Source organism: Halosolutus halophilus, assembly GCF_022869805.1.
Classification (GTDB): Archaea; Halobacteriota; Halobacteria; order Halobacteriales; family Natrialbaceae; genus Halosolutus; species Halosolutus halophilus.
Genome location: NZ_CP094974.1, coordinates 1383196 through 1402176 on the forward strand (window position 1 = coordinate 1383196; position 18981 = coordinate 1402176).

Here is an 18981-nt window from a genome sequence, read left to right on the forward strand (position 1 = left end):
TCGGTCACCACGTCCGTCCTCAGTCGTCGCATCGTCGGTGTCAGGCGTCCTGTCCCGCGATCGCGATCAGTCCGGCACCGACGACGCCGGCGACCCCGGCGCCCACGAACGCGGGCGTGTACGTCCCCGCGAGGTCGTACGTGAGTCCGGCAGCCCAGGGCGCGATCAGTCCCGAGACGGCGAACGACAGCGAGACCAGGCCGAAGATCGCGTTCGCGTTCGCCGTGCCGAACAGGTCGGCCGTCAGCGGCGACAACAGCGCGCCGTTGCCCCCGTAGGCGACTCCGAAGACGATCGCGAAGGCGTACAGGCCCGCCGCCGAATCGACGAGCGGGAGGACCATCGTCGTCGCACCCATCCCGAGCGAACAGCCGACGAACGTGCGTATTCGGCCGACCCGGCCGGCGAGGCCGCCGACACCGATCCGGGCGGTGGCGGTCGCGACGCCGACGATGGCGAGCGCGAGCGCGCCCGTCCGTTCGCCGAGGCCGACGTCGTCGGCGTGGGGGACGACGTGGACGAGCACGACGTAGAGCGTCCCGAAGACGAACACCCAGCCCGCGAACACGAGCAGGAAGGTCCGGGACGTCGCGACGGCGGTCACGTCCCGACGGTAGGTCGCCCAGTCCGGCGGGTCGGGATCCGGGACGTTGCCGTAGAACTCGGACCCGGGATCGACGCCCGTCGAGGCCGGATCGTCGGCGAACAGGGGCGTGACGAGGGCGACGAGGAGTGCGGCTCCACCGACGAGGACCAGGATGGCCGTGCGCCAGCCGACGGCCCCGACGAGGGTGCTGGCGGTGGGTGCCGTGGCGACCATTCCGATCCCGAGGCCGGCCGTGGCGAGGCCGGTCGCGAGGCCACGGCGCCGCTCGAACCACCGGGGTACCGTCGCGTAGGAGACGACGTAAATCGAGCCGAGACCGATCGCCGTGACGATCCCGTAGGCGACCAGCAGTTCGGCGTAGCCGGCCGCCCGGCTGGTCCACGCGCCGCCGATCGCGAGCGCGACCGCGCCGACGAGCAGGAACCGCCGTACGCCGAACCGGTCCGCGAGTACGCCCAGCGCGGCCGCGGCGACGTAGATCACGACCGTCTGGAGTGAGAAGACGAACGACACGCTCGATCGGGACAACCCGAGTTCCCGCTGCATCGGACCCAGGAAGACGCCGAAGGCGTAGGAGAGCCCGAAGACGACGAACGCACCGACGAAGCTCCCCGCGACGACGTACCAGCCGCGATAGACGCGGCCGGTCGATCCGTCCGCTCCGTCGGCCCGATCGGGCCGGCGTGGGGACGGCTCCCACGCGTCGTCGTCGGGCATTCTGTCCGATCGGACGTCACATTGTCACATAACCTTTAATATACCCATTGGTGGCGATTGGCACATGTCGTCGACAGAACCGGCGGCGGCAGGTGGCAACGTCATCGAACGCGCGGGGGAACGGATCGCGGACGTGGTGGAGCGGTGGATGCCGAGCCCGTTCCTGTTCGCGATCATCCTGACGTACGCGGTGTTCGCGGTCGGGATGATCGTCGAGGGACAGGGACCGTCGGACATGGTACTCCACTGGTACGACGGCTTCTGGGCCTTCCTGACCTTCGCGATGCAGATGGTCCTGATCATCATGACGGGGTTCGTGATCGCGTACCATCCTCGCGTCAACGACGCCCTCCAGCGGCTGGCGGCGATCCCCAGCAGTCGCCACCAGGCGGTCGTGCTCGTCGGAGTCGTCTCGATGGTGCTGGCGTGGGTCCACTGGGGACTCAGCCTCGTCGTCGGGGCGATCTTCGCCCGAGAGATGGGCAAAGCGGCCTTCCGGAAAGGCGTCGACGTCCACTACCCGTTGCTCTGCGTGGCCGGCTACATGGGGCTGGGGTTGACCTGGCACTGGGGCCTGTCCGGGTCGGCGCCGCTGCTGCTCGCGACCCCCGAGAACGAGTTCGTCGAACTCGGCATCGTCGACGGGCCCGTCGGGACGTCCGCGACGATCTTCAGCACGTACGCGCTCACGCTCACCGCACTGTCGATCGCCTTCGCCGCGATCGTGCTGTACCTGCTGACGCCCTCGCCGGAGCGATCGGCGGAGATCACCGAGTACGTCGCCGAGGAGGAACTGTTCGAGGCGACGCCGGACGGCGGCACCGACGAGGGGGCCAGCGACGAGGAGGTGATCGACGAACCGACGCCCGAACCCGAGGCCGACCGCGACGAGGGGCCCGCTCCGGCCGATATGATCGACGACAGCCGAGTGCTCGGCGGGATCATCGCCCTGACGGGCGTCGCTGTGGTCGGCTGGCAGTTCTGGTCGCAGGGGCTCGACGCGCTGAACCTGAACGTGCTGAACTTCGCGTTCCTGTTCGTCGGCCTCGCGATCTACACCCAGCCGGCGGTCTACCGCGAGCGGTTCGGCGAAGCCGCGGAAGCCGCTGCGGGGATCGTTCTCCTCTTTCCCTTCTTCGCCGGGATCCAGGGGATGATGACCGGCTCCGGACTGGCGGAGACGATGGCCGAAGGGCTGCTCGCGGTCTCGACGACGGGGACGTTTCCCGTGATCGCCTGGCTCACCGCGGCGGTCGTCAACCTCTTCGTCCCCTCCGGCGGAGGTGAGTGGATCGTCCTCGGGCCGTCGGTCCTCGAGGCCGCCCAGGATCTCGGGATCCCGATCGGCCACGCCACGATGGCCTACGCCGTCGGCGACGCGCACACGAACCTGCTGAACCCGTTCTGGGCGATCCCGCTGCTCGCGATCACGAACATCCGTGCCCGGGAAATGTTCGGCTACGCGATCACGATGTTGCTCGCGCTGATCCCGTTCCTGGCGGTGGCGCTGTACGTCGTGCCGTACTGAGCGGCCAGGTCCCACGACTGCGCCATCGTCGCCGTTCGATCCGGAACGTCTGCGTACCCGTGCGGACGTCGCGGTCCACGAGGAGACACGGATCGCCGATAAAGCGGAGTTCGAAGCCGTGCGCGGTACCGTCGACAGCCACGTCGCCGTCGGCGTCGGCGTCGGCGTCGGCGTTACCAGCGACGAGAGGGAGGTCCCGCCCGTCACCGACAATCCTACCGAGGTCGTTCGAGACGTCGAGTGGTTCGATCACGTACCCGTCGAACGGGACAGCGAACTCGCGGCCGACATTCGGCTGTTCGTAGAGCGATTGCCGATCGTCGGTTCCCCTGTACCGACCGAGCGCAGGAGCCGATCCACGACGACCAGCCCCACGCAGTCCGGGTGATCTGGATCCGCACCCGAAATCGCACGCCCAGCTACTTCTCGGGGGCTGCAGTCTCCGTTTCGTCGAGCCACTCGGACGCCCAGCACTCGATCTCGCCGAAGACGGGTTCGAGCGATTCGCCCTTCTCGGTGAGACTGTAGTAGGTCGCGATCGGCGAGTCCTCCTCGATGCGGCGTTCGACGAACCCCATCTCGCCGAGATCGTCCAGCACGCGTGAGAGCGTGCGGGCGTTCGCACCGGTCGATCGTTTGAGTTCGTTGAACCGCTGTTCGCCCTCCAGCAGAGTGTGGAGGACGGCGAGTCGCCACTGGGAGCCGATCTGTTCGAGCGACTCGATCACCGGACAGGCCTCGGCGTTCCGCTCGCGAGTGTCGGCGTCGGTCTGGGCTGGAGGCATCGGTGTCTCTCCGTTGGTCCTCGATCACTATAGCAGTTCGGTTTCGAACCAGCTAACAGAAGGTTAGTTCGTGCCGTCACCCGACGGCGAACGGCCGCCCTTCGTGGTGCGTTCTACTCCGTCGGCATCGTCGGGGTCGTCACTCATCACCGACTCCTGCCCGAACACCCGGCGAGCACGATCGCCGAGTTCGCGATCGGCTACGCGATGCCGACGAACTGGCTGCTGCTCGGTCGCTACGGGCTGTTCGGGGTCGGGGCGTTCCGTGCGGTCGGAAAGAGCGTCGCGCCGGTCGAGTCGGAGTCGCTGCGAACCGGCCAGGGTCGGGCGTCGCCACGACGGTCGAATAAACCGCTCTCGCGCCGAAAACCGTTGACAACGTGGCCATTAAGGGCGGCGCGCCGAATCGGTACTGTAGTGCCATCCGATACCACACGTCGCGGCGTGCTCGCGGGCGCGCTCGCCGCCGGCATCGGCGGACTCACCCTCTCCTCGGCGCGAGAGCTCCTCGCCCAGTTCGCACCGCTGTCGGGTCGCGCCTGGGACGCGGCCGATCGGTCCCTCTCGGAGACCGTCGAGAGTCCGTACGGTGAGGCGACCGTCCGCGTCGACGAGTACGGGGTCCCGCACGTCGCGGCCGACGACGAATCGGCGGCGTACTTCGCGGTCGGGTACGTGCAGGCGTTCGATCGACCCTTCCAGCTGGATCTCCAGCGGCGGGTCATGCGCGGCCAGCTCTCCGAAATCGTGGGTGAGGCCACGCTGTCCGACGACGAGTTCCACGTCGCGATGGACTTCGCGGGCGCGGCCGAGGCGACCTGGGGGACCGTCGCCGAGACGCCGGCGGGCCCGCTCGTCGAGGCCTACGCCGACGGCGTGAACGCGGCGATGGAGCGCGAACGGCTGTCACTCGAGTTCGAACTCCTCGACTACGAACCGCGCGAGTGGACGCCGGTCGACTCGATGCTAATGGCGAAACAGATCTCGTGGGACCTGACCGGGGACTTCGGCGAACTCCGGCGGGCGCTGGTCGCCGATCGACTCGGCGAAGACGTCGCCGACGACCTCTATCCCGATCGGCTGGACCACGAGACGCCGATCCTGCGAGAGGCAGTCGACGCGGATCGCCTCGAAAACGGGGGAGGGAGCGAGTCCGCGACGGAACGGGTATCCGGCGGGACCGAGACCGGGGACGACCGTCGATCGGTCGGCGCCGGCTTGACGGGCTACCTCTCCGGGTTCGAGTCCCCGATCGGCGTCGGCTCGAACAGCTGGGTCGTCTCCGGCGAGCATACCGACGGCGGGACGCCGATCGTCGCGTACGACCCGCACCTGACGCTGATGACGCCGCCGCTGTGGTACGAACAGCACGTCGAGACGCCCGAGACGTCGATCCGCGGGGCGACGTTTCCGGGCGTTCCGTTCGTGATCACCGGGGCCAACGAGCGCGGAACGTGGTCGTTCACCAACGTCGGCGCGGACGTACTCGACTGCTACCGCTACGAGATCGACGACGAGGGCGAGCGCTACCGCTACCGGGGCGAGTGGCGCGAGTTCGAGACCGAAGACCGAGAGATCGCCGTCGCGGACGGCGAGAATCGGACGCTCACCGTCAGGAAGACGGTCCACGGCCCGGTGCTCGAACGCGAAGAGCGGACGGTCGGCGTCGCCTGGACCGGCCACACCGCTACCCGGACGACCGAGGCGATCTACGAGTTCGGGCGCAGCGGCGGCCTCGAGGACCTGCTCGAGTCGACGCGGAAGTTCGACCTGCCGACCCAGAACCTCGTCTACGCGGACGCCGACGGGCGGACGCTGTACTACGCGACGGGCAAGCTCCCGATCCGGACGATCGACGGCGAGGCCGTCTCCGGGAACCGCATCTTCGACGGCTCCGCGGGCGAAGGCGAGTGGGAGGGGTTCACGCCGTTCGGCGAGTCCTCGTGGGAGGGATTCGTCCCCTTCGAGGAGAAACCCCACGCGATCGACCCGGACGTCCTCGCGACGGCCAACCAGCGCGTCGTCGACGATCCGGAACACTACGTCGGCGTCGCCTACGCCTCGCCCTACCGCGGCGCGCGGATCTACGATCGGCTCGACGAGCGGATCGAGAACGGGGAGCCGACGGATCTCGCCTTCCACCGTGACGTCCAGTCCGACACCCGGGACGGCCGAGCGGACCAGCTCGTGGCGGACCTCCTGGCGGCGATCGACGCACGCGAGGAAATCTCTGATAGGATCGACGACGCCGCCGAGGCCCTCGACGACTGGGACCACCGGATGGACCGCGACTCCGAGGGGGCCCTCCTGTTCGCGCGATGGATCGACCGTTTTCGGGACTACGTTCTCGAACCCGTCTTCGAGGACGCCGAACTGGACGAGTCCTACTACCCGCGCGACTGGGTGCTCGCGACGCTCTCCGACGACAGCGCCGTCTTCGACGATCGGTCCCGGGCGGACGCGATGGTCGCGGCGCTCGAGGCGGCGATAGACGAGATCGACGACGAGGGCTGGGAGACCTACGGCGACTGGAACACGACGGGGCCCGTCCAGCACCCGTTCGGCGGCGAGGCACCCTTCCTCAACTACGAGGAGCGCCCGGCGGACGGCTCGTCGGCTACCGTCAAGAACTACCGCGTCGACGCCGCGGTCGGGTCGAGTTGGCGAATGGTCGTCGAACCCGGCGGCGACGCCACGGCTATCCTCCCCGGCGGCAACTCCGGGGACTACTTCTCGACCCACTACGACGACCAGTTCGGACGGTGGCTCGACAACGACCAGAAACCGATGGACCGATCGATCGACGACGACGCGGACGTGGCGGTCGCCTTCGAGGAGGGATCGTCGTGAGTACGTCCGCGTCCGATTCCGGGTCGGAATCGAACGGGGACGGCCGATCGGACGATCGCCCGCCGTCGGACGCCGCGCCCGCGAACGCGCTCGATCGCGTTCGGACGACGTCGCGGACCCACGCCGTCGCACTCGTCGCCGCGGTCGGGATCGGACTGATCGCCTCGTGGCTCCACTGGTTCGGCCTGCTCCTCGGAGGGGCACTCGTCGGACTCGTCTCGCCGACCCTGCGGCGGGCGGTCCTCGGCGCGATCGGCTTCGGGATGCTCGTCCTCGTCGTCTTCACCGTCTCGCTCGGAGGCTCCGCGGGAGTCGTCCCGGGGATGACACCGGTCGTCTACCTGGTCGTCGCCGCCGCGTTCGGCCTGCCGCTGCTCGGTTCGCTTGTCAGGGGACTCGTTTGAACGTCCGGGATCGACCGGACCGATCGAGAGAGGCGCGGCTAGACGGGTTCGTTCGGCCGAAAAACGGGGGTGACTGAACCGGCCGATGACCGGCGCGTTCAGTCCCGGTCGAACACGCTCTTGATTCGCGAGACGATGCCACTGTCGTCGTTGCGGTTCGCGTCTCGATCGTTGTGTTCGTCCGTCATACGTCAGCAGGCAATACTGACCCGGCTCACTAAAAATTGTCGGGATCGCGGTTCGATTGCCGGGCCACGTACTGTTTTGCCGGTGTCGCGTGTACGCGCTGCTATGGAGTACACGACACTCGGAGAGACCGGCATGGAAGTCAGCCGACTCTGTCTCGGCTGTATGAGTTTCGGCTCGAGCGACTGGCGGGAATGGGTCCTGGACGAGGAGGAGAGCGCAGAAATTATCGATCGGGCGATCGACCTCGGGATCAATTTCTTCGACACCGCCAACATGTACTCGAAGGGGGAATCGGAGCGCATCCTGGGCGAGGCGCTGGAGGGCCACCGCGAGGAGTCGGTCGTCGCCACGAAGGGCTACTTCCAGATGCGAGAGGACGACCCGAACTCGGGCGGACTCTCCCGGAAGGCGATCGAGCAGGAACTGGCGGCCAGCCGCGAACGGCTGGGAATGGACACGATCGACCTCTACCAGATCCACCGCTGGGACGACGACACGCCGATCGAGACGACCCTGCGAGCGCTCGACGACGCCGTTCGGCGGGGACACGTCCGCTATCTCGGCGCGTCGTCGATGTGGGCCCACCAGTTCGCCGACGCCTTGCACGCAAGCGATCGGCTGGGACTCGATCGCTTCCAGACGATGCAGAACCACTACAACCTCGTCTATCGCGAAGAAGAGCGGGAGATGCTGCCGCTCTGTCAGAAGGAAGGCGTCGGGGTCCTCCCGTGGTCGCCGCTGGCGCGGGGGTATCTCACGCGCCCGCACGAGGAGATCGACGCGACGACCCGCGGCGAGACGGAGGAACGCATGTACGAGCACCCCTACCGGGAGGGCGGCGGTCGAGAGATCAACGAGCGCGTCGCGGCGATCGCCGCCGACAAGGGCGTCACGATGGCACAGATCGCGCTCGCCTGGCTGTTGCACAAGGACTGGGTCGACGCGCCGATCGTCGGTACCACGAGCGTCGAACACCTAGAGCAGGCCGTCGAGGCGCTCGACATCTCGCTGTCGGCGTCGGACGTGGCCTACCTGGAAGAGCCGTACGAACCGGTGCCGGTGTCGGGCCACGACTGACGCGAGCGGCAAATCGTCCCACCGTTTCGACTCGCGTTACACTCTCGATCGGGGAGTGGAATGTCAGTCGCATACGGGCTTATATTCGCCGTCCTCCTGCTCGACGTCCTGTTGATGCTGGGCGTCAAACTCTTTTCGAGAGGCGTCAACTGATCGAACCCTACCGAACGTTCGTATGGCTCCGTCTCGTACGATCGGTCATGCCGAAGGCAGCACCGTTCGAGGAACACACCGATCGATACGAAGGCTGGTTCGAGGACCACGAAGACGCGTACCGGTCCGAACTGGAGGCGCTGCGTCGCCTGCTGCCGACGGCCGGGCGGGGGATCGAGATCGGCGTCGGAAGTGCACGGTTTGCCGCTCCTCTCGGAATGGACGTCGGGATCGATCCGGCCGGGGCGATGCTCGGGTACGCCCGCGAGCGGGGCGTCGACGTCGTCAGGGGCGTCGCCGAACACCTGCCGTTCGAGGACGACGCGTTCGACACCGCGCTGATCGTGACGACGATCTGCTTCGTCGACGACATTCCTCGAACGTTGTCCGAGGCCGATCGGATCCTCGACCCCTCCGGACGCCTCGTGATCGGCTACATCGACAAGAATAGCCCCGTCGGCCGAATCTACCAGGAGAACAAAGAACAGAACCCGTTCTACAGGGACGCGGTGTTCGTCTCGACGGAAGAGATCGTCGACGCCCTGGAGAAGGCGGGATTCACCGACTTCGAGTTCGTCCAGACGATCTTCCACTGGCTCGACGAGATCGACGGCCCCGAACCGATCGAAGACGGGTACGGCGACGGCTCGTTCGTCGGGATCAAGGCGACCCGATAGCGCCACGATCGTCTGTCCGATCTGGCGCGCATTCGAGTACTGTTGGGAACGTTTTTCACATCGTGCTGTTACGTTACATTCATGCCGGCGTTCGACAGATCGCCCCTCCTGGCCGTCGAAACCGCATTCGCACTGGCCGTCCTTCTCGTCGCCGCAGTAATGGTGACTAACGTCCCGGTCGAGTATCCAACGGGACCGACGCTCGGCGGCGTGCCGGTCGGCCCGGAACTGGTCGTTCCTGGCGCCCTCGGTATCATCGTACTCGTCGACGCGGTCACGGATGGCCTCGATATCTGGTCGATCGTCGTCGGTGCTATGAGCGCCGTCACCGTCCTGCTGGCGAGCGTTAGCCTCCACACGCTCTATACCAGCAATCTTGGCATGTTCGCCGGTGGTCTCTTTACACTCGCCGCTGGGGTCCCGCTCGCGCTTCTCGTCCTCGGCCGGCGGGTCGTCGACACGGTGGCCCGCCAGAAACGAAACACCGCCAGTGGTGCCCGGTGACCGTCCGCGGTGGCTGGTGCTCCCAGCCCCCGATCGGGAGCCGATCCGAACGGACGAACCCTCACGGAATCTTCTCGACGGTCTCGACCAGCTCGTCCTCGGTCCGCCATTCGTGCAGTCGTCCCTCTGACTCGAGCAGGTCGAAGACAGCGTCCTCCATCCAGCCGTACGAGTATTCTTCGTCGGCGTCGGGATACTCCCGTTTGAGGACGTAGCTCTTCTCGAAGTACTCCTCCGTGCCCACGAGCATCCCCTGTTCGACGAGGAACCCGCTGGGTTCTTTCTCGGCGACGCCGACGATGTGCGTGACGAGGTCGGCGATCAGGCAGAACTTCTGGATGCCGTTGTCCCAGCCGCCGCGAACGTCCGACATCAGGAAGGCATAGGCGTCCGAACGCCGATTGAGTCGATCGACGACGAGGTTCAGCCGTCGGATCGGCTCCCGATCGTAGTTTCCGAGCACGAAGTACGACCGATCGTGCTCGAAGACGGGAGTCAGTTCGGAAAGCGAGTGGAGGATCGCCTCGTTGTCCGCGAGCGAGAGTTCCTCCGCTTCGAGACGATCGCTGACACTGGTCAGGATCTCGTCGGGGACCGGCTCCTCGTCGGGTGGCATACGCGATCATTCTCGCCAACCGGAAAAAGAAGTTACCGAGTCGATTCCGTTTCCGAATCCGATCGGCCCCGGACGAACGCCTCGATATCTCCGTCGATCACAGCTGTTTACTTCAGGGTAAACTACTTCGGGGTAATTTACTCTGGGGTAAACTACTTGGTGGTGGACTCCATACGGGTTCGTATGAGTACCGACGTGGGGTCTGCCCAGGGGGCGGCCAACCGCGAACTGCTGCACTTCGTGACCCAGGAGACGCGGTTCGCGCTGGTGAACAACATTCTCCAGCATCCCGAGCAACTGCCGTCGATGTACGAACTCGAACAACTGAATCCGAGCGTGAGCGACGCGACAGTCTACAAGCACGTCCAGAAACTCGTCGACGCCGGCATCGTCGAGGAGGTTTCGCTCCCGGACGACCAACGCCAGCAGGGCTACCCGTGGAAGTTCTACGGGTTGACCGACGAGGGACGGCAGTTCCTCGAAAAGCACAACCTGCTCGCAACGGAGGAGACGCTCCAACGCATCTACGAGACGATTTCCGATAAACCCGAGAAGATGATCAAGTACGAGAACGCACCCCGCCCCGATCACGACCCCTGATCGGTCTCCTCACCGCCGTCCGGCGCGGTCGTCGCGGATTTCGATCCACATCGCGAACGGTTCGATCGATCGGTGGCTAACCAGAGGCCAGTCTCCTGGCTGCGTGCAATCGGAGGGCGGTCGACTACGAGAGTCGCGCTGCGATGTCGGCTTCGGTGATAATCCCGACGGTCTCGCCCGCTTCGGTGATCATGACGGCCTTGTAGTGTTCGAGCAGGTTGCTGATCTCGTCGAGCGTCGCGTCCTTCGAGACCGTGGGGAAGCTCTCGCTCATGTGTTCCTCGACGGATTCGTCTCGCGCCTCGGAGTCGAGGTGAACGAGGTCGCTCTGGCTGATCGAGCCGACGGGGATCCCGTCCTGGATGACCGCCAACTGGGAGTAAGCCTCCGCTTCCATCTTCTGGGCGGCCTCGCTGACCGGATCGGCCGGCGAGACGCTCACGACGGCCTCGTTCATCAGGTCGTCGGCGCGGATGACGTCGCTCTCTGCCTTTTCCAGGGCGTTGACGATCCGCCGGAGCGTCGAGAGCCGTGGATCCACGTCACCGCCCTCGATCCGGGCGATCAACGGCTGTGAGACGTCGGCCTTGTCGGCGAGTTCGCTCTGGGTCAGTCCGAGTTCGGTCCGGCGCTGGCGGAGGTCCGCGGGCGTGGGAAGTTCCATACACCACAATAACCACGGGTTATAGAAAGTTGTTTGGGTGCCGGATTCCCCCTCGCCGTTACTCGTCGTCGGGAGCCTCGACGACCTCGACGACCGACAGCGGGACGTCCCGCAGCGCGCCGCCGACCTCGCTCTTGGCGATCCGGGAGGCGTGTTCCTCGCTGTCGGCGTTGAACACCTCCATCTCCAGCCCCAGTCCGACGAGCGCGGTGTCGGCGGCGATAAAGGCGGAGTCGAAGGGTTCGCCACAGGCGGGACAGCCCGTCGCACCGACTTCGACCTCCACGTAGTCCATGTCTTCACTGTTGAGCCGTTTGCCGGCCTCGCTGACGGCGACGCCGATCGCGTCGTCGATCTCCTCGACGTCACGGACCAGCCACGCAGCTTCCATCGCGACGAGATAGTTGCCCATACGTCGTGGTTGGTCCGAGGGGTTTCCTGCTTTGCGGTTCCGGTCGATGTACCGATCGTCCCAGGCTGCCGGCTGCGGGCGGAGTGCGCACGTGAATCGAATAATGCCCATAAGTTACGAGACAGTAGCGGGTCGATTCGAGTCAGGATAACCGAATTCCGGTCCGAGTCCACCTGCAGTTTCCCGTTCACCAACTGGAGTTGAATCGCAAGCGGGCGTCGACCCAATACTGTATTAACAATCATTATGTATCTCTGAACTCAGGAAGGCTTATATATTGCCCTCGTCTGAGCCACGGCTGAACGCTGATGAAATCCCGCGTGTACCGCGCGACCCTGTTCGCACTGTACCAGCTGTGCATTGTGATCGGTATCGTCGCAATGCCACTCGCGATCGCCACCCGTCGGGTCGGGTTCACACTGCCACTCCACCGGCTCATCGAGAACGTCGGTGAGGCCTACGAAGCCGCACAGCCACAGATGGACTAGGATCACACGCCCGTTCTGTCGTTTTCGAACCGCCCAGCGGCCGGTCTCGGCGACGCGCACGCAGACAACGCGTACGCGATAGACGACCCGTCGCGACCGCCGGCTACTCCCGCCGTGAGTAGCGATGCGATCGTCTCACGCGAAAGCGGAAACCCCGGCGGTGACCGCCGGGGTTTTATATCGTGCCGGCCGTACCTTTCGGTCAATGCGTACACCTAGACACGACTCGGACTTCTCCCGGACGGTCGACCAGTTGGCCGACGATCCGAACCCGTACGAGCCCGAAGTTGGCTCGATGCCGCGGAACGACCTCACGCGTGCCGATCTCGACAACGTCAACAAGACCGGTACGACGACGATCGGCATCTCGACCGCCGATGGCGTCGTCATCGCGACGGACATGCGCGCCAGCCTCGGCGGCCGGTTCGTCTCGAACAAGAACGTCCAGAAGGTCGAACAGATCCACCCGACCGGCGCACTGACGATGGTCGGTAGCGTCGGCGGTGCGCAGTCGTTCATCTCCAGTCTCCGCGCCGAGGTCAACCTCTACGAGTCCCGACGCGGGGAGGACATGAGCATGGACGCGCTCGCGACGCTCGCCGGGAACTTCGCCCGCGGCGGTCCGTTCTTCGCCATCCACCCGATCCTCGGCGGCGTCGACGCGGAGGGCAGTCACGTCTACAGTATCGACCCCGCCGGCGGCGTCATGGAAGACGACTACACCGTCACCGGGTCGGGGATGCAACTCGCCTACGGTCACCTCGAACAGGCCTACGAAGAGGACATGTCCAACGACGAGGCGACGACCGTCGCCGCCCGCGGCATCAAGTCCGCCGCCGAACGCGACACCGGCTCCGGGAACGGCGTCTTCCTCTGTGAGATCACCGACGAGGGCGTCGACATCCACGGCCACCACGACTTCGACGAAGTCATCTAATCGGCGTTTCCCTTCCCGCTCGTCGATCGATCCCACCAGCGACGACGTTCGATCGGTGGGGCGACGCGATCCGGTCGAACCACACCGTACCGACGGCTCCGCGTCGTCACGCGCCAGTCGAGATTCGCAAAAGGCGTTACTGTCTGACTCGAGTTCGGTCTTCCTGGCGCAGTTCCGAGAACGAGACCGATCGACCGGTTTCGCTCGATCGGTAGATCGCGTCGATCACGCGCTGAACGGTGAGGGCTTCTTCGATCGTGTTGGTCTCGGGGGCCACACCTGCGGCGACGGCCCGGAGGAACTGCTTGTCCTGCTCGGTGTACCCGGTCAGAGAGGGGTCACCGCTGAGCGAGACGTCGGCGTAGTGGTCACAGCCGGCGGTCCCGGTCTCGAATATTCGCACGTCCGTGTCGCCGATGTCGAACTGCGCACCGCCCTCGGTGCCGCGGATCCGGAAGTCCATGCTCTCCTCGCGGTTGGTCGCCCACGCGGCCTCGAGCGAGATGGTCTGCCCGTCCGCCGTACGGATAAAGGCGCTGACGGAGTCGTCGACCTCGTAGGTCTCCGCTTCGGCGTTCCAGTTGTCGCCGAAACCGTCGGGATCGGCGTAGTCCTCGCGGGTGCCGAAGGTCGTCCGGGTGACGCCGGAGACCTCGGTGATCTCGGGAAAGTCGAGCGTGTAGAGTGCGAGGTCGAGCGCGTGGACGCCGATGTCCAGCAGCGCACCGCCGCCGGACAGGTCGGGATCCGTGAACCACGATCCCGGGCCTGGAACTCCACGCCGTCGAACGTAGTTCGCCTCGACGTGGGTGAGGTCGCCGAATCGTCCGCGCGCGTCCTGTTCCTCGAACATCGCCATCGACGCGGCGTGACGGTTGTGGAATCCGACCATGCAGACGGCGTCGGTCCGCGCCGCCGTCGCTGCGATCCGCTCTGCACTCTCTAAGTTGTGCGCGAGTGGCTTCTCGACGAGCACGTGACGGCCCGCCTCGAGCGCGTCGACGGCGATCGGTTCGTGAAACCGGTTCGGCGTGGTGACGATGACCGCGTCGACGGCGTCGTCGACCACGAGTTTCTCGTGGGTCTCGTAGGTTTTCGCGCCGAACTCGTCGCCGAACCGATCGCGCTGTTCGCCGACGAGGTCGGCACCGGCGACGACGTCCGCGCCGAGGTCCGTAACGCTCCGTGCGTGGAGGTGTCCCATCCCGCCGAGTCCGACGACACCGACACCGATGCCCGCACCGATCATCGCGAAACACCGGATTGAGAGAGAAGAACCGCGACTGAGTGGTGAGAAACGAGCCGTTTCGGTGTCATTTGCGTGCGATTCCAGAAGTCCATACAGGTAGACAGCCGGCGATCGAAATAAGAGTTGTGACCGATTAATCTGTACAATCTTGTTATCATTCACCCAGAATGATACTATTTCTCAATCCAGTCGCGTGGTGAACATCATAATCGTTCATTTTTATCATACCAGTCGTGACGAGCAACCGGCCGACTGAAGCATCTCGGGCGCGGACGACACGGCGATGGTCGCAGTCACGATCTGGAACGAGTTCCGACACGAACGCGAGGACGACGACGCCGCAGCCGTCTACCCCGACGGGATTCACGAGACGATCGCCGACGCACTCGGCGAACGGGGCCACGATGTTCGGACGGCGACGCTCGACGACCCGGAGCACGGACTCACCGAGGACGTGCTCTCCGACACCGACGTTCTCTGCTGGTGGGGTCACACGGCCCACGACGAGGTCCGCGACGAGATCGTCGATCGGGTCCACGAGCGGGTTCTCGAGGGAATGGGACTGCTCGTGCTCCACTCGGGCCACTACGCGAAGATTTTCAAGCGTCTCATGGGCACCTCCTGTAGCCTCCAGTGGCGCGAGGACGGCGGTACGGAACGGCTGTGGGTCGTCGATCCGGGCCACCCGATCGCCGACGGCGTAGACGAATCGATCGAACTCCCGCAAACGGAGATGTACGGCGAGCCGTTCGACGTCCCCGAGCCCGATCGGCTGGTCTTTACGAGCTGGTTCGAGGGCGGCGAGGTGTTCCGCAGCGGCTGCTGCTACCGGCGCGGAAAGGGCCGGATCTTCTACTTCCGACCGGGCCACGAGACCTACCCGATCTACGACGACGAGGCGATCCAGCAGGTGCTCGACAACGCCGTCGAGTGGGCGAGTCCCGTCGAAGGCGCGCCGCGATCGTTCGGCGAACGGGAGTGACCCGTCTTCCGATTCTCACCCGCTTCGCTGCGTGTCGACCAGTTCGACGGTGACCTCGAGGTCGACGCCGGTCGCCGATTCCAGTCGCTCGCGCACGCGATCGGCGAAATCGTCGGGTTCTTGCTCGCCGGGCGGGCGTTCGACGACCAGAGTCACCGACGGTTGGCTGCCGGTAAAAACGTCCACGAGTTCGTAGTCGACGCCGACTTCCCGAAACCGAAGGTCATCGAAGGCGGGGTCGTCGTTCATCGCCTCGAGTTCGGTCTGGACGTCGTGTTCGACCGCCGCCGTCCGGTAGGTTCCGTAGGTGACGCCGCCGAGAACGACCGACAGCACCGCGATCGCGACGAGGAGCACGACGACTCGCGAGCGCAACCGGCCGTAGACGTGGTCGATTCGGTCCGATCGGTGCGGACGATAGCCAGAGAGCCACAGCAAGATCAGCGCGGTGAGGTTGATCGAGAGCAGGTTGACCAGCACGAGCGTACCGGCGGTGACGACGACAGTCGGGTGGCCCCAGGCGATACCGAGTCCGGCGGTGGCAGCGGGCGGCACGAGTGCCACCGCGATGGCGACGCCGACGAGGACCGATCCGACGTTACGGACGAGACTGACGACGCCGGCCACGCCGGAACCGAGAGCGAGAAATAGCGCGAGGACGCTCGGCGTGGTCCGCTCGGTGATCTGGGGGACCGTCGTGATGTCGAACCCCGGCGGGAGCAACACCGTCCCCCTGAGCACCCAGCCGATCCCTGCCGCGGTCGCGACTGCGACCACGAGTCCGACCACCTGAAGGACGACACCCCGCGTCGCGAGTTCGTCGTCGTCCACGACGACGCCGACGCTCGCGGCGAGTGCGGGCCCCATCAACGGGGCGACGACCATCGCACCGATGATCGTCGCCGCGGAGTCGAGCAACAGTCCGGCCGTCGCGATGGCAGTACTCACCACGAGCAGCACGAAGTAGGTCGACGCAGCGGGTGCGAGATCCGCCGCCCGCGCCTGAAGTTCCTCCCGGGAGATCCTGGTGCCAGTGAACTCGCCGGTCAGATCCGCCGTTCGGTCCGAGACGATCGTTTCCGCGGCCGTGACGACCGTATACGAGTCCTCGTGGAGGCCAGCGGCTCGAAGCTCCGAGAGAAACGGCTCGACGGCGGCCGGCGGGACCGGGATCGAGACGAGCGCCTCGAACTCCCCGCGACTCGTTTGCTCGGAGACGGCGTAATCGACGCCCATCGCCGTTGCCGTCTCGAGAACGAGTTCCAGATCGCCGTGTGGCACGAATACCTGTACCAGACGCATAGCACACCCTACGACGGAACGGGGGATAGGATGTCGTCACACGAAGGATGACTGTCAGGGCGTCGTGTACCTGTTAGGACGATCGCTCCACAGACGAACGCGGGGCGTCCGCTCTACCGGCGAACGCGAGGCGTCCGTTCTCGTGCGCAAGCCTCGGTTTCAGAACTCCTGTCGTCCCTCGTCCGTGATGACGCTCTCGAGTAGCGAGACCGGCGTGGCGTCGTAGGCGGGATTCTCGACCGCGAACCCGTCCGCTGGCTCCGGCATGACCTCGCTGCCCGATCGGAACTCGTTCTCGAAGACGAACCCCTCGCTGACGAGTTTCGACGCCGCGCCGAGGACGGTGACGGGGACGTCTAGCTGGGCCGCGGTCGCCGCGATGGGGAACGTTCCGACGCGGTTGTACAGGGTGTCGTCGACGATACAGTCCATCCCGACGACGACCCGGTCACACTTCGCGAGGTAGAGCCCGTTCGCGCTGTCGGTGATCAGCGTCGGGTCGACGCCCTCGAGGTCGGCGAGCGATCGGGCGGTCTTGCGCCCGATGTACCGCGGTCGGGCCTCCGTGATGTAGACGTCGAAGGTCTTCCCTGCGTCGACCGCCTGTTCGAGCGCCTCGAGCACCGTCGAGGAGTAGTCGTGGGTCAGTAGCGTCGCTCCGTCCTCGAGATGGGGGACGGCGTTCTCGGCTGCCCGGCGCTTGCCCGACTCGACTTTCGAAACCACGGCATCGATCGACTCGCTGGTGAGTCGCTTGGCCTCCTCGACGGTGTCGGCCTCTGCCGCGGTGACCTCGTCGACGACCGCCCGGACGGCGTTCTGCAACGCCGCGTGGGAGGGGTTGGCTCGCCGGAGTACGGAGCCGTTGCGCTCGAGCGCCCGCTCGAACTCCTCGACGGTGGCGAACTCGCGGTCGACCAGTTCCTCGAGGGCGCGCGTCGCGTTGATCGCAACTACCGAGGAGCTGTGGGTCTGCATGTCCTGGATCTCCTCGACCGTCTCGTCGATCATACCTGCACGAATTCCCGTCAGCGGCAAAGGTGTTCCGGGTAGTGTCAGCCGAGGGGTGACGCGGTGCTACTGGCGCTGCTGGCGTTCCCACCGATCGGGTGCGACGCCGAGCCGGAGCACGATCGGACGATACGCGAACGCGACGACGACGACGAGACCCAGTTCGATCCAGAAACTCGGGTCGGCAACGACCACGTCCAGGAGCGTGAGCGTGACCATCACGAGTATCAACACCACGAGGTAGTGACCGGCGAGTTCGAGAAGGCCGTCCGTATCCATACGGACGTTCAGTGAGCGACGATCAAAACGATGTCGTCGGGAATCCGACTGGTAGCGTCGCTGGAATCCCGTCGCCAACGAACGGGCCGATCCTTACCGTTCGAACCCGAAGATCCGTTGCAACTCGCGTTCGATCCGATCGACGAACTCGTCCAGAACGACGTCGAACTGATCGTGATCGGCGATCGCCGGGACGCGATCGGCGGGGTCGTCGGGGAGTTCGACCCGGAACTCGCCGTCTCCCTCGTAATAGGGTTCGCTCTCGCTCAACACCCGTCGATCGATCGCGCGGAGCACCTCCGAGTCGTACCTGCCGTGTAGCTGGTCGTAGGCGTTCGAGTAGGCTTCTTCGAGTTCCTCGAAGTAATGGACGTACTTCTCCTCGAACGTCTCGGGATCGAACTCGGTCATGAGGGTTCGTTGGTGCGCCGACGGGTAAACGGCTCGGCACGTCTCGCCGTGCACGCCGTGGCTTTTCGAGCGACGCGGCGGTTCGAGCGTCGCAGGGTTCCGATCGCCCGCGGCCTCGATTGACGAAGCCGAAGCAGCCGAAGCCCGCAGGCTTACATCCACGACGACCCTAGAGCCGCCGATGACCGTCACTGTCCGGTACACCTGTCCGCACTGCGGGGCCGTCGTCAGCGTCGAGCGCGCGCCAGACCTCGCGGACCGATCGGTCACGAAGGTCTCCCAGCCGGGCTGGGAGTACGCGAGGCCGGACGACGCCGACCTCGAGTCGGCCGACGGAATCTCGTTCGTCTGCGGCGAGGATCCCGTCACCGATCTCGACGGGGAGCCGATCGAGGGCTGTGGGCGGCCGTTCTACCTGAACTTCGTCCGTTACGAGCAGGGGGTCGAACTCGATCCGAACCCGCCGACCTACGGCGGCCCGCGGTTCGACTTCGACGCGTAGTGCAACCCGGAGCGAACACAATCCTTTTCGATGGGGG

22 protein-coding genes are annotated in these 18981 nt (G+C 65.7%); 12 read left to right on the forward strand and 10 right to left on the reverse strand.

Features of this window, described 5'->3' with window-relative positions:
• Positions 1–40: 40 nt before the first annotated feature.
• Positions 41–1324 (reverse strand): MFS transporter, encoded by a 1284-nt coding sequence (locus MUG98_RS06705; protein ID WP_265111366.1) that lies wholly within the window; start codon positions 1322–1324, stop codon positions 41–43.
• 64 nt (positions 1325–1388) lie between these two features.
• Between MUG98_RS06705 and MUG98_RS06710 the strand changes: the two genes are divergently transcribed.
• Positions 1389–2852 carry a short-chain fatty acid transporter gene (locus MUG98_RS06710; protein WP_265111367.1) on the forward strand — a complete coding sequence of 488 codons (1464 nt, stop codon included), beginning with the start codon at positions 1389–1391 and terminating at the stop codon, positions 2850–2852.
• A gap of 118 nt (positions 2853–2970) precedes the next feature.
• Entirely contained in the window at positions 2971–3240 is a 270-nt protein-coding gene (locus MUG98_RS06715) for a hypothetical protein (protein WP_265111368.1), read from the forward strand.
• A 31-nt stretch (positions 3241–3271) separates the two neighbouring features.
• Here the strand turns inward: MUG98_RS06715 and MUG98_RS06720 are convergent, their stop codons facing one another.
• A complete protein-coding gene (locus tag MUG98_RS06720; protein WP_265111369.1) occupies positions 3272–3637 on the reverse strand; it encodes a winged helix-turn-helix transcriptional regulator in 366 nt (121 codons plus the stop codon).
• Positions 3638–4054: 417 nt separating this feature from the next.
• Between MUG98_RS06720 and MUG98_RS06725 the strand changes: the two genes are divergently transcribed.
• The 5 genes from MUG98_RS06725 (at position 4055) to MUG98_RS06745 (ending at position 9491) form a co-directional block, all read left to right on the forward strand.
• A complete protein-coding gene (locus MUG98_RS06725) occupies positions 4055–6487 on the forward strand; it encodes a penicillin acylase family protein (RefSeq protein WP_265111370.1) in 2433 nt (810 codons plus the stop codon).
• Entirely contained in the window at positions 6484–6891 is a 408-nt protein-coding gene (locus MUG98_RS06730) for a hypothetical protein (RefSeq protein WP_265111371.1), read from the forward strand. The genes MUG98_RS06725 and MUG98_RS06730 overlap by 4 nt, the downstream gene beginning before the upstream one ends.
• A gap of 291 nt (positions 6892–7182) precedes the next feature.
• Positions 7183–8157: an aldo/keto reductase gene (locus tag MUG98_RS06735; protein WP_265111372.1), complete on the forward strand. Its 975-nt coding sequence runs from the start codon at positions 7183–7185 to the stop codon at positions 8155–8157.
• Positions 8158–8357: 200 nt separating this feature from the next.
• Complete coding sequence (locus MUG98_RS06740) at positions 8358–8987, forward strand: class I SAM-dependent methyltransferase (protein WP_265111373.1); 630 nt, start codon at positions 8358–8360, stop codon at positions 8985–8987.
• A gap of 81 nt (positions 8988–9068) precedes the next feature.
• On the forward strand, positions 9069–9491 hold the full coding sequence (locus MUG98_RS06745; RefSeq protein WP_265111374.1) for a hypothetical protein: 423 nt from the start codon (positions 9069–9071) through the stop codon (positions 9489–9491).
• 61 nt (positions 9492–9552) lie between these two features.
• Here the strand turns inward: MUG98_RS06745 and MUG98_RS06750 are convergent, their stop codons facing one another.
• On the reverse strand, positions 9553–10107 hold the full coding sequence (locus tag MUG98_RS06750) for a DUF8170 family protein (RefSeq protein ID WP_265111375.1): 555 nt from the start codon (positions 10105–10107) through the stop codon (positions 9553–9555).
• 183 nt (positions 10108–10290) lie between these two features.
• Here MUG98_RS06750 and MUG98_RS06755 point away from each other — a divergent pair, with 183 nt between their 5' ends.
• A complete protein-coding gene (locus MUG98_RS06755) occupies positions 10291–10707 on the forward strand; it encodes a helix-turn-helix domain-containing protein (RefSeq protein ID WP_265111376.1) in 417 nt (138 codons plus the stop codon).
• Positions 10708–10831: 124 nt separating this feature from the next.
• Here MUG98_RS06755 and MUG98_RS06760 read toward each other — a convergent pair whose 3' ends face one another.
• Both MUG98_RS06760 and MUG98_RS06765 read right to left on the reverse strand, forming a co-directional pair.
• Entirely contained in the window at positions 10832–11371 is a 540-nt protein-coding gene (locus MUG98_RS06760) for a CBS domain-containing protein (protein WP_265111377.1), read from the reverse strand.
• A gap of 58 nt (positions 11372–11429) precedes the next feature.
• Positions 11430–11783, reverse strand: a complete 354-nt coding sequence (locus MUG98_RS06765; RefSeq protein ID WP_265111378.1) for a DUF555 domain-containing protein — start codon at positions 11781–11783, stop codon at positions 11430–11432.
• 308 nt (positions 11784–12091) lie between these two features.
• Between MUG98_RS06765 and MUG98_RS06770 the strand changes: the two genes are divergently transcribed.
• Both MUG98_RS06770 and psmB read left to right on the forward strand, forming a co-directional pair.
• Positions 12092–12271: a hypothetical protein gene (locus tag MUG98_RS06770; protein ID WP_265111379.1), complete on the forward strand. Its 180-nt coding sequence runs from the start codon at positions 12092–12094 to the stop codon at positions 12269–12271.
• Positions 12272–12476: 205 nt separating this feature from the next.
• Positions 12477–13208, forward strand: a complete 732-nt coding sequence (gene psmB / locus MUG98_RS06775; protein ID WP_265111380.1) for an archaeal proteasome endopeptidase complex subunit beta — start codon at positions 12477–12479, stop codon at positions 13206–13208.
• Between the two features lie 136 nt (positions 13209–13344).
• Here the strand turns inward: psmB and MUG98_RS06780 are convergent, their stop codons facing one another.
• Positions 13345–14457: a Gfo/Idh/MocA family protein gene (locus MUG98_RS06780; protein WP_265111381.1), complete on the reverse strand. Its 1113-nt coding sequence runs from the start codon at positions 14455–14457 to the stop codon at positions 13345–13347.
• A gap of 283 nt (positions 14458–14740) precedes the next feature.
• On the opposite strand from MUG98_RS06780, the gene MUG98_RS06785 reads away from it, so the two are divergent.
• A complete protein-coding gene (locus MUG98_RS06785; RefSeq protein ID WP_265111382.1) occupies positions 14741–15439 on the forward strand; it encodes a ThuA domain-containing protein in 699 nt (232 codons plus the stop codon).
• A 15-nt stretch (positions 15440–15454) separates the two neighbouring features.
• On the opposite strand, the gene MUG98_RS06790 is transcribed toward MUG98_RS06785, so the two are convergent.
• The 4 genes from MUG98_RS06790 to MUG98_RS06805 all read right to left on the reverse strand — a co-directional run bounded on the left by MUG98_RS06790 (position 15455) and on the right by MUG98_RS06805 (position 18442).
• Positions 15455–16741 (reverse strand): TIGR00341 family protein, encoded by a 1287-nt coding sequence (locus MUG98_RS06790; RefSeq protein ID WP_265111383.1) that lies wholly within the window; start codon positions 16739–16741, stop codon positions 15455–15457.
• A 159-nt stretch (positions 16742–16900) separates the two neighbouring features.
• Positions 16901–17752: an eIF2B alpha/beta/delta subunit family protein gene (locus tag MUG98_RS06795; RefSeq protein ID WP_265111384.1), complete on the reverse strand. Its 852-nt coding sequence runs from the start codon at positions 17750–17752 to the stop codon at positions 16901–16903.
• A gap of 66 nt (positions 17753–17818) precedes the next feature.
• On the reverse strand, positions 17819–18031 hold the full coding sequence (locus MUG98_RS06800; RefSeq protein WP_265111385.1) for a hypothetical protein: 213 nt from the start codon (positions 18029–18031) through the stop codon (positions 17819–17821).
• Between the two features lie 93 nt (positions 18032–18124).
• The gene (locus MUG98_RS06805; RefSeq protein ID WP_265111386.1) at positions 18125–18442 is read right to left on the reverse strand and encodes a DUF5783 family protein; all 318 of its coding nucleotides are present in this window, start codon (positions 18440–18442) and stop codon (positions 18125–18127) included.
• 181 nt (positions 18443–18623) lie between these two features.
• Between MUG98_RS06805 and MUG98_RS06810 the strand changes: the two genes are divergently transcribed.
• Entirely contained in the window at positions 18624–18944 is a 321-nt protein-coding gene (locus MUG98_RS06810; RefSeq protein ID WP_265111387.1) for a DUF7969 family protein, read from the forward strand.
• Positions 18945–18981 lie beyond the last annotated feature (37 nt).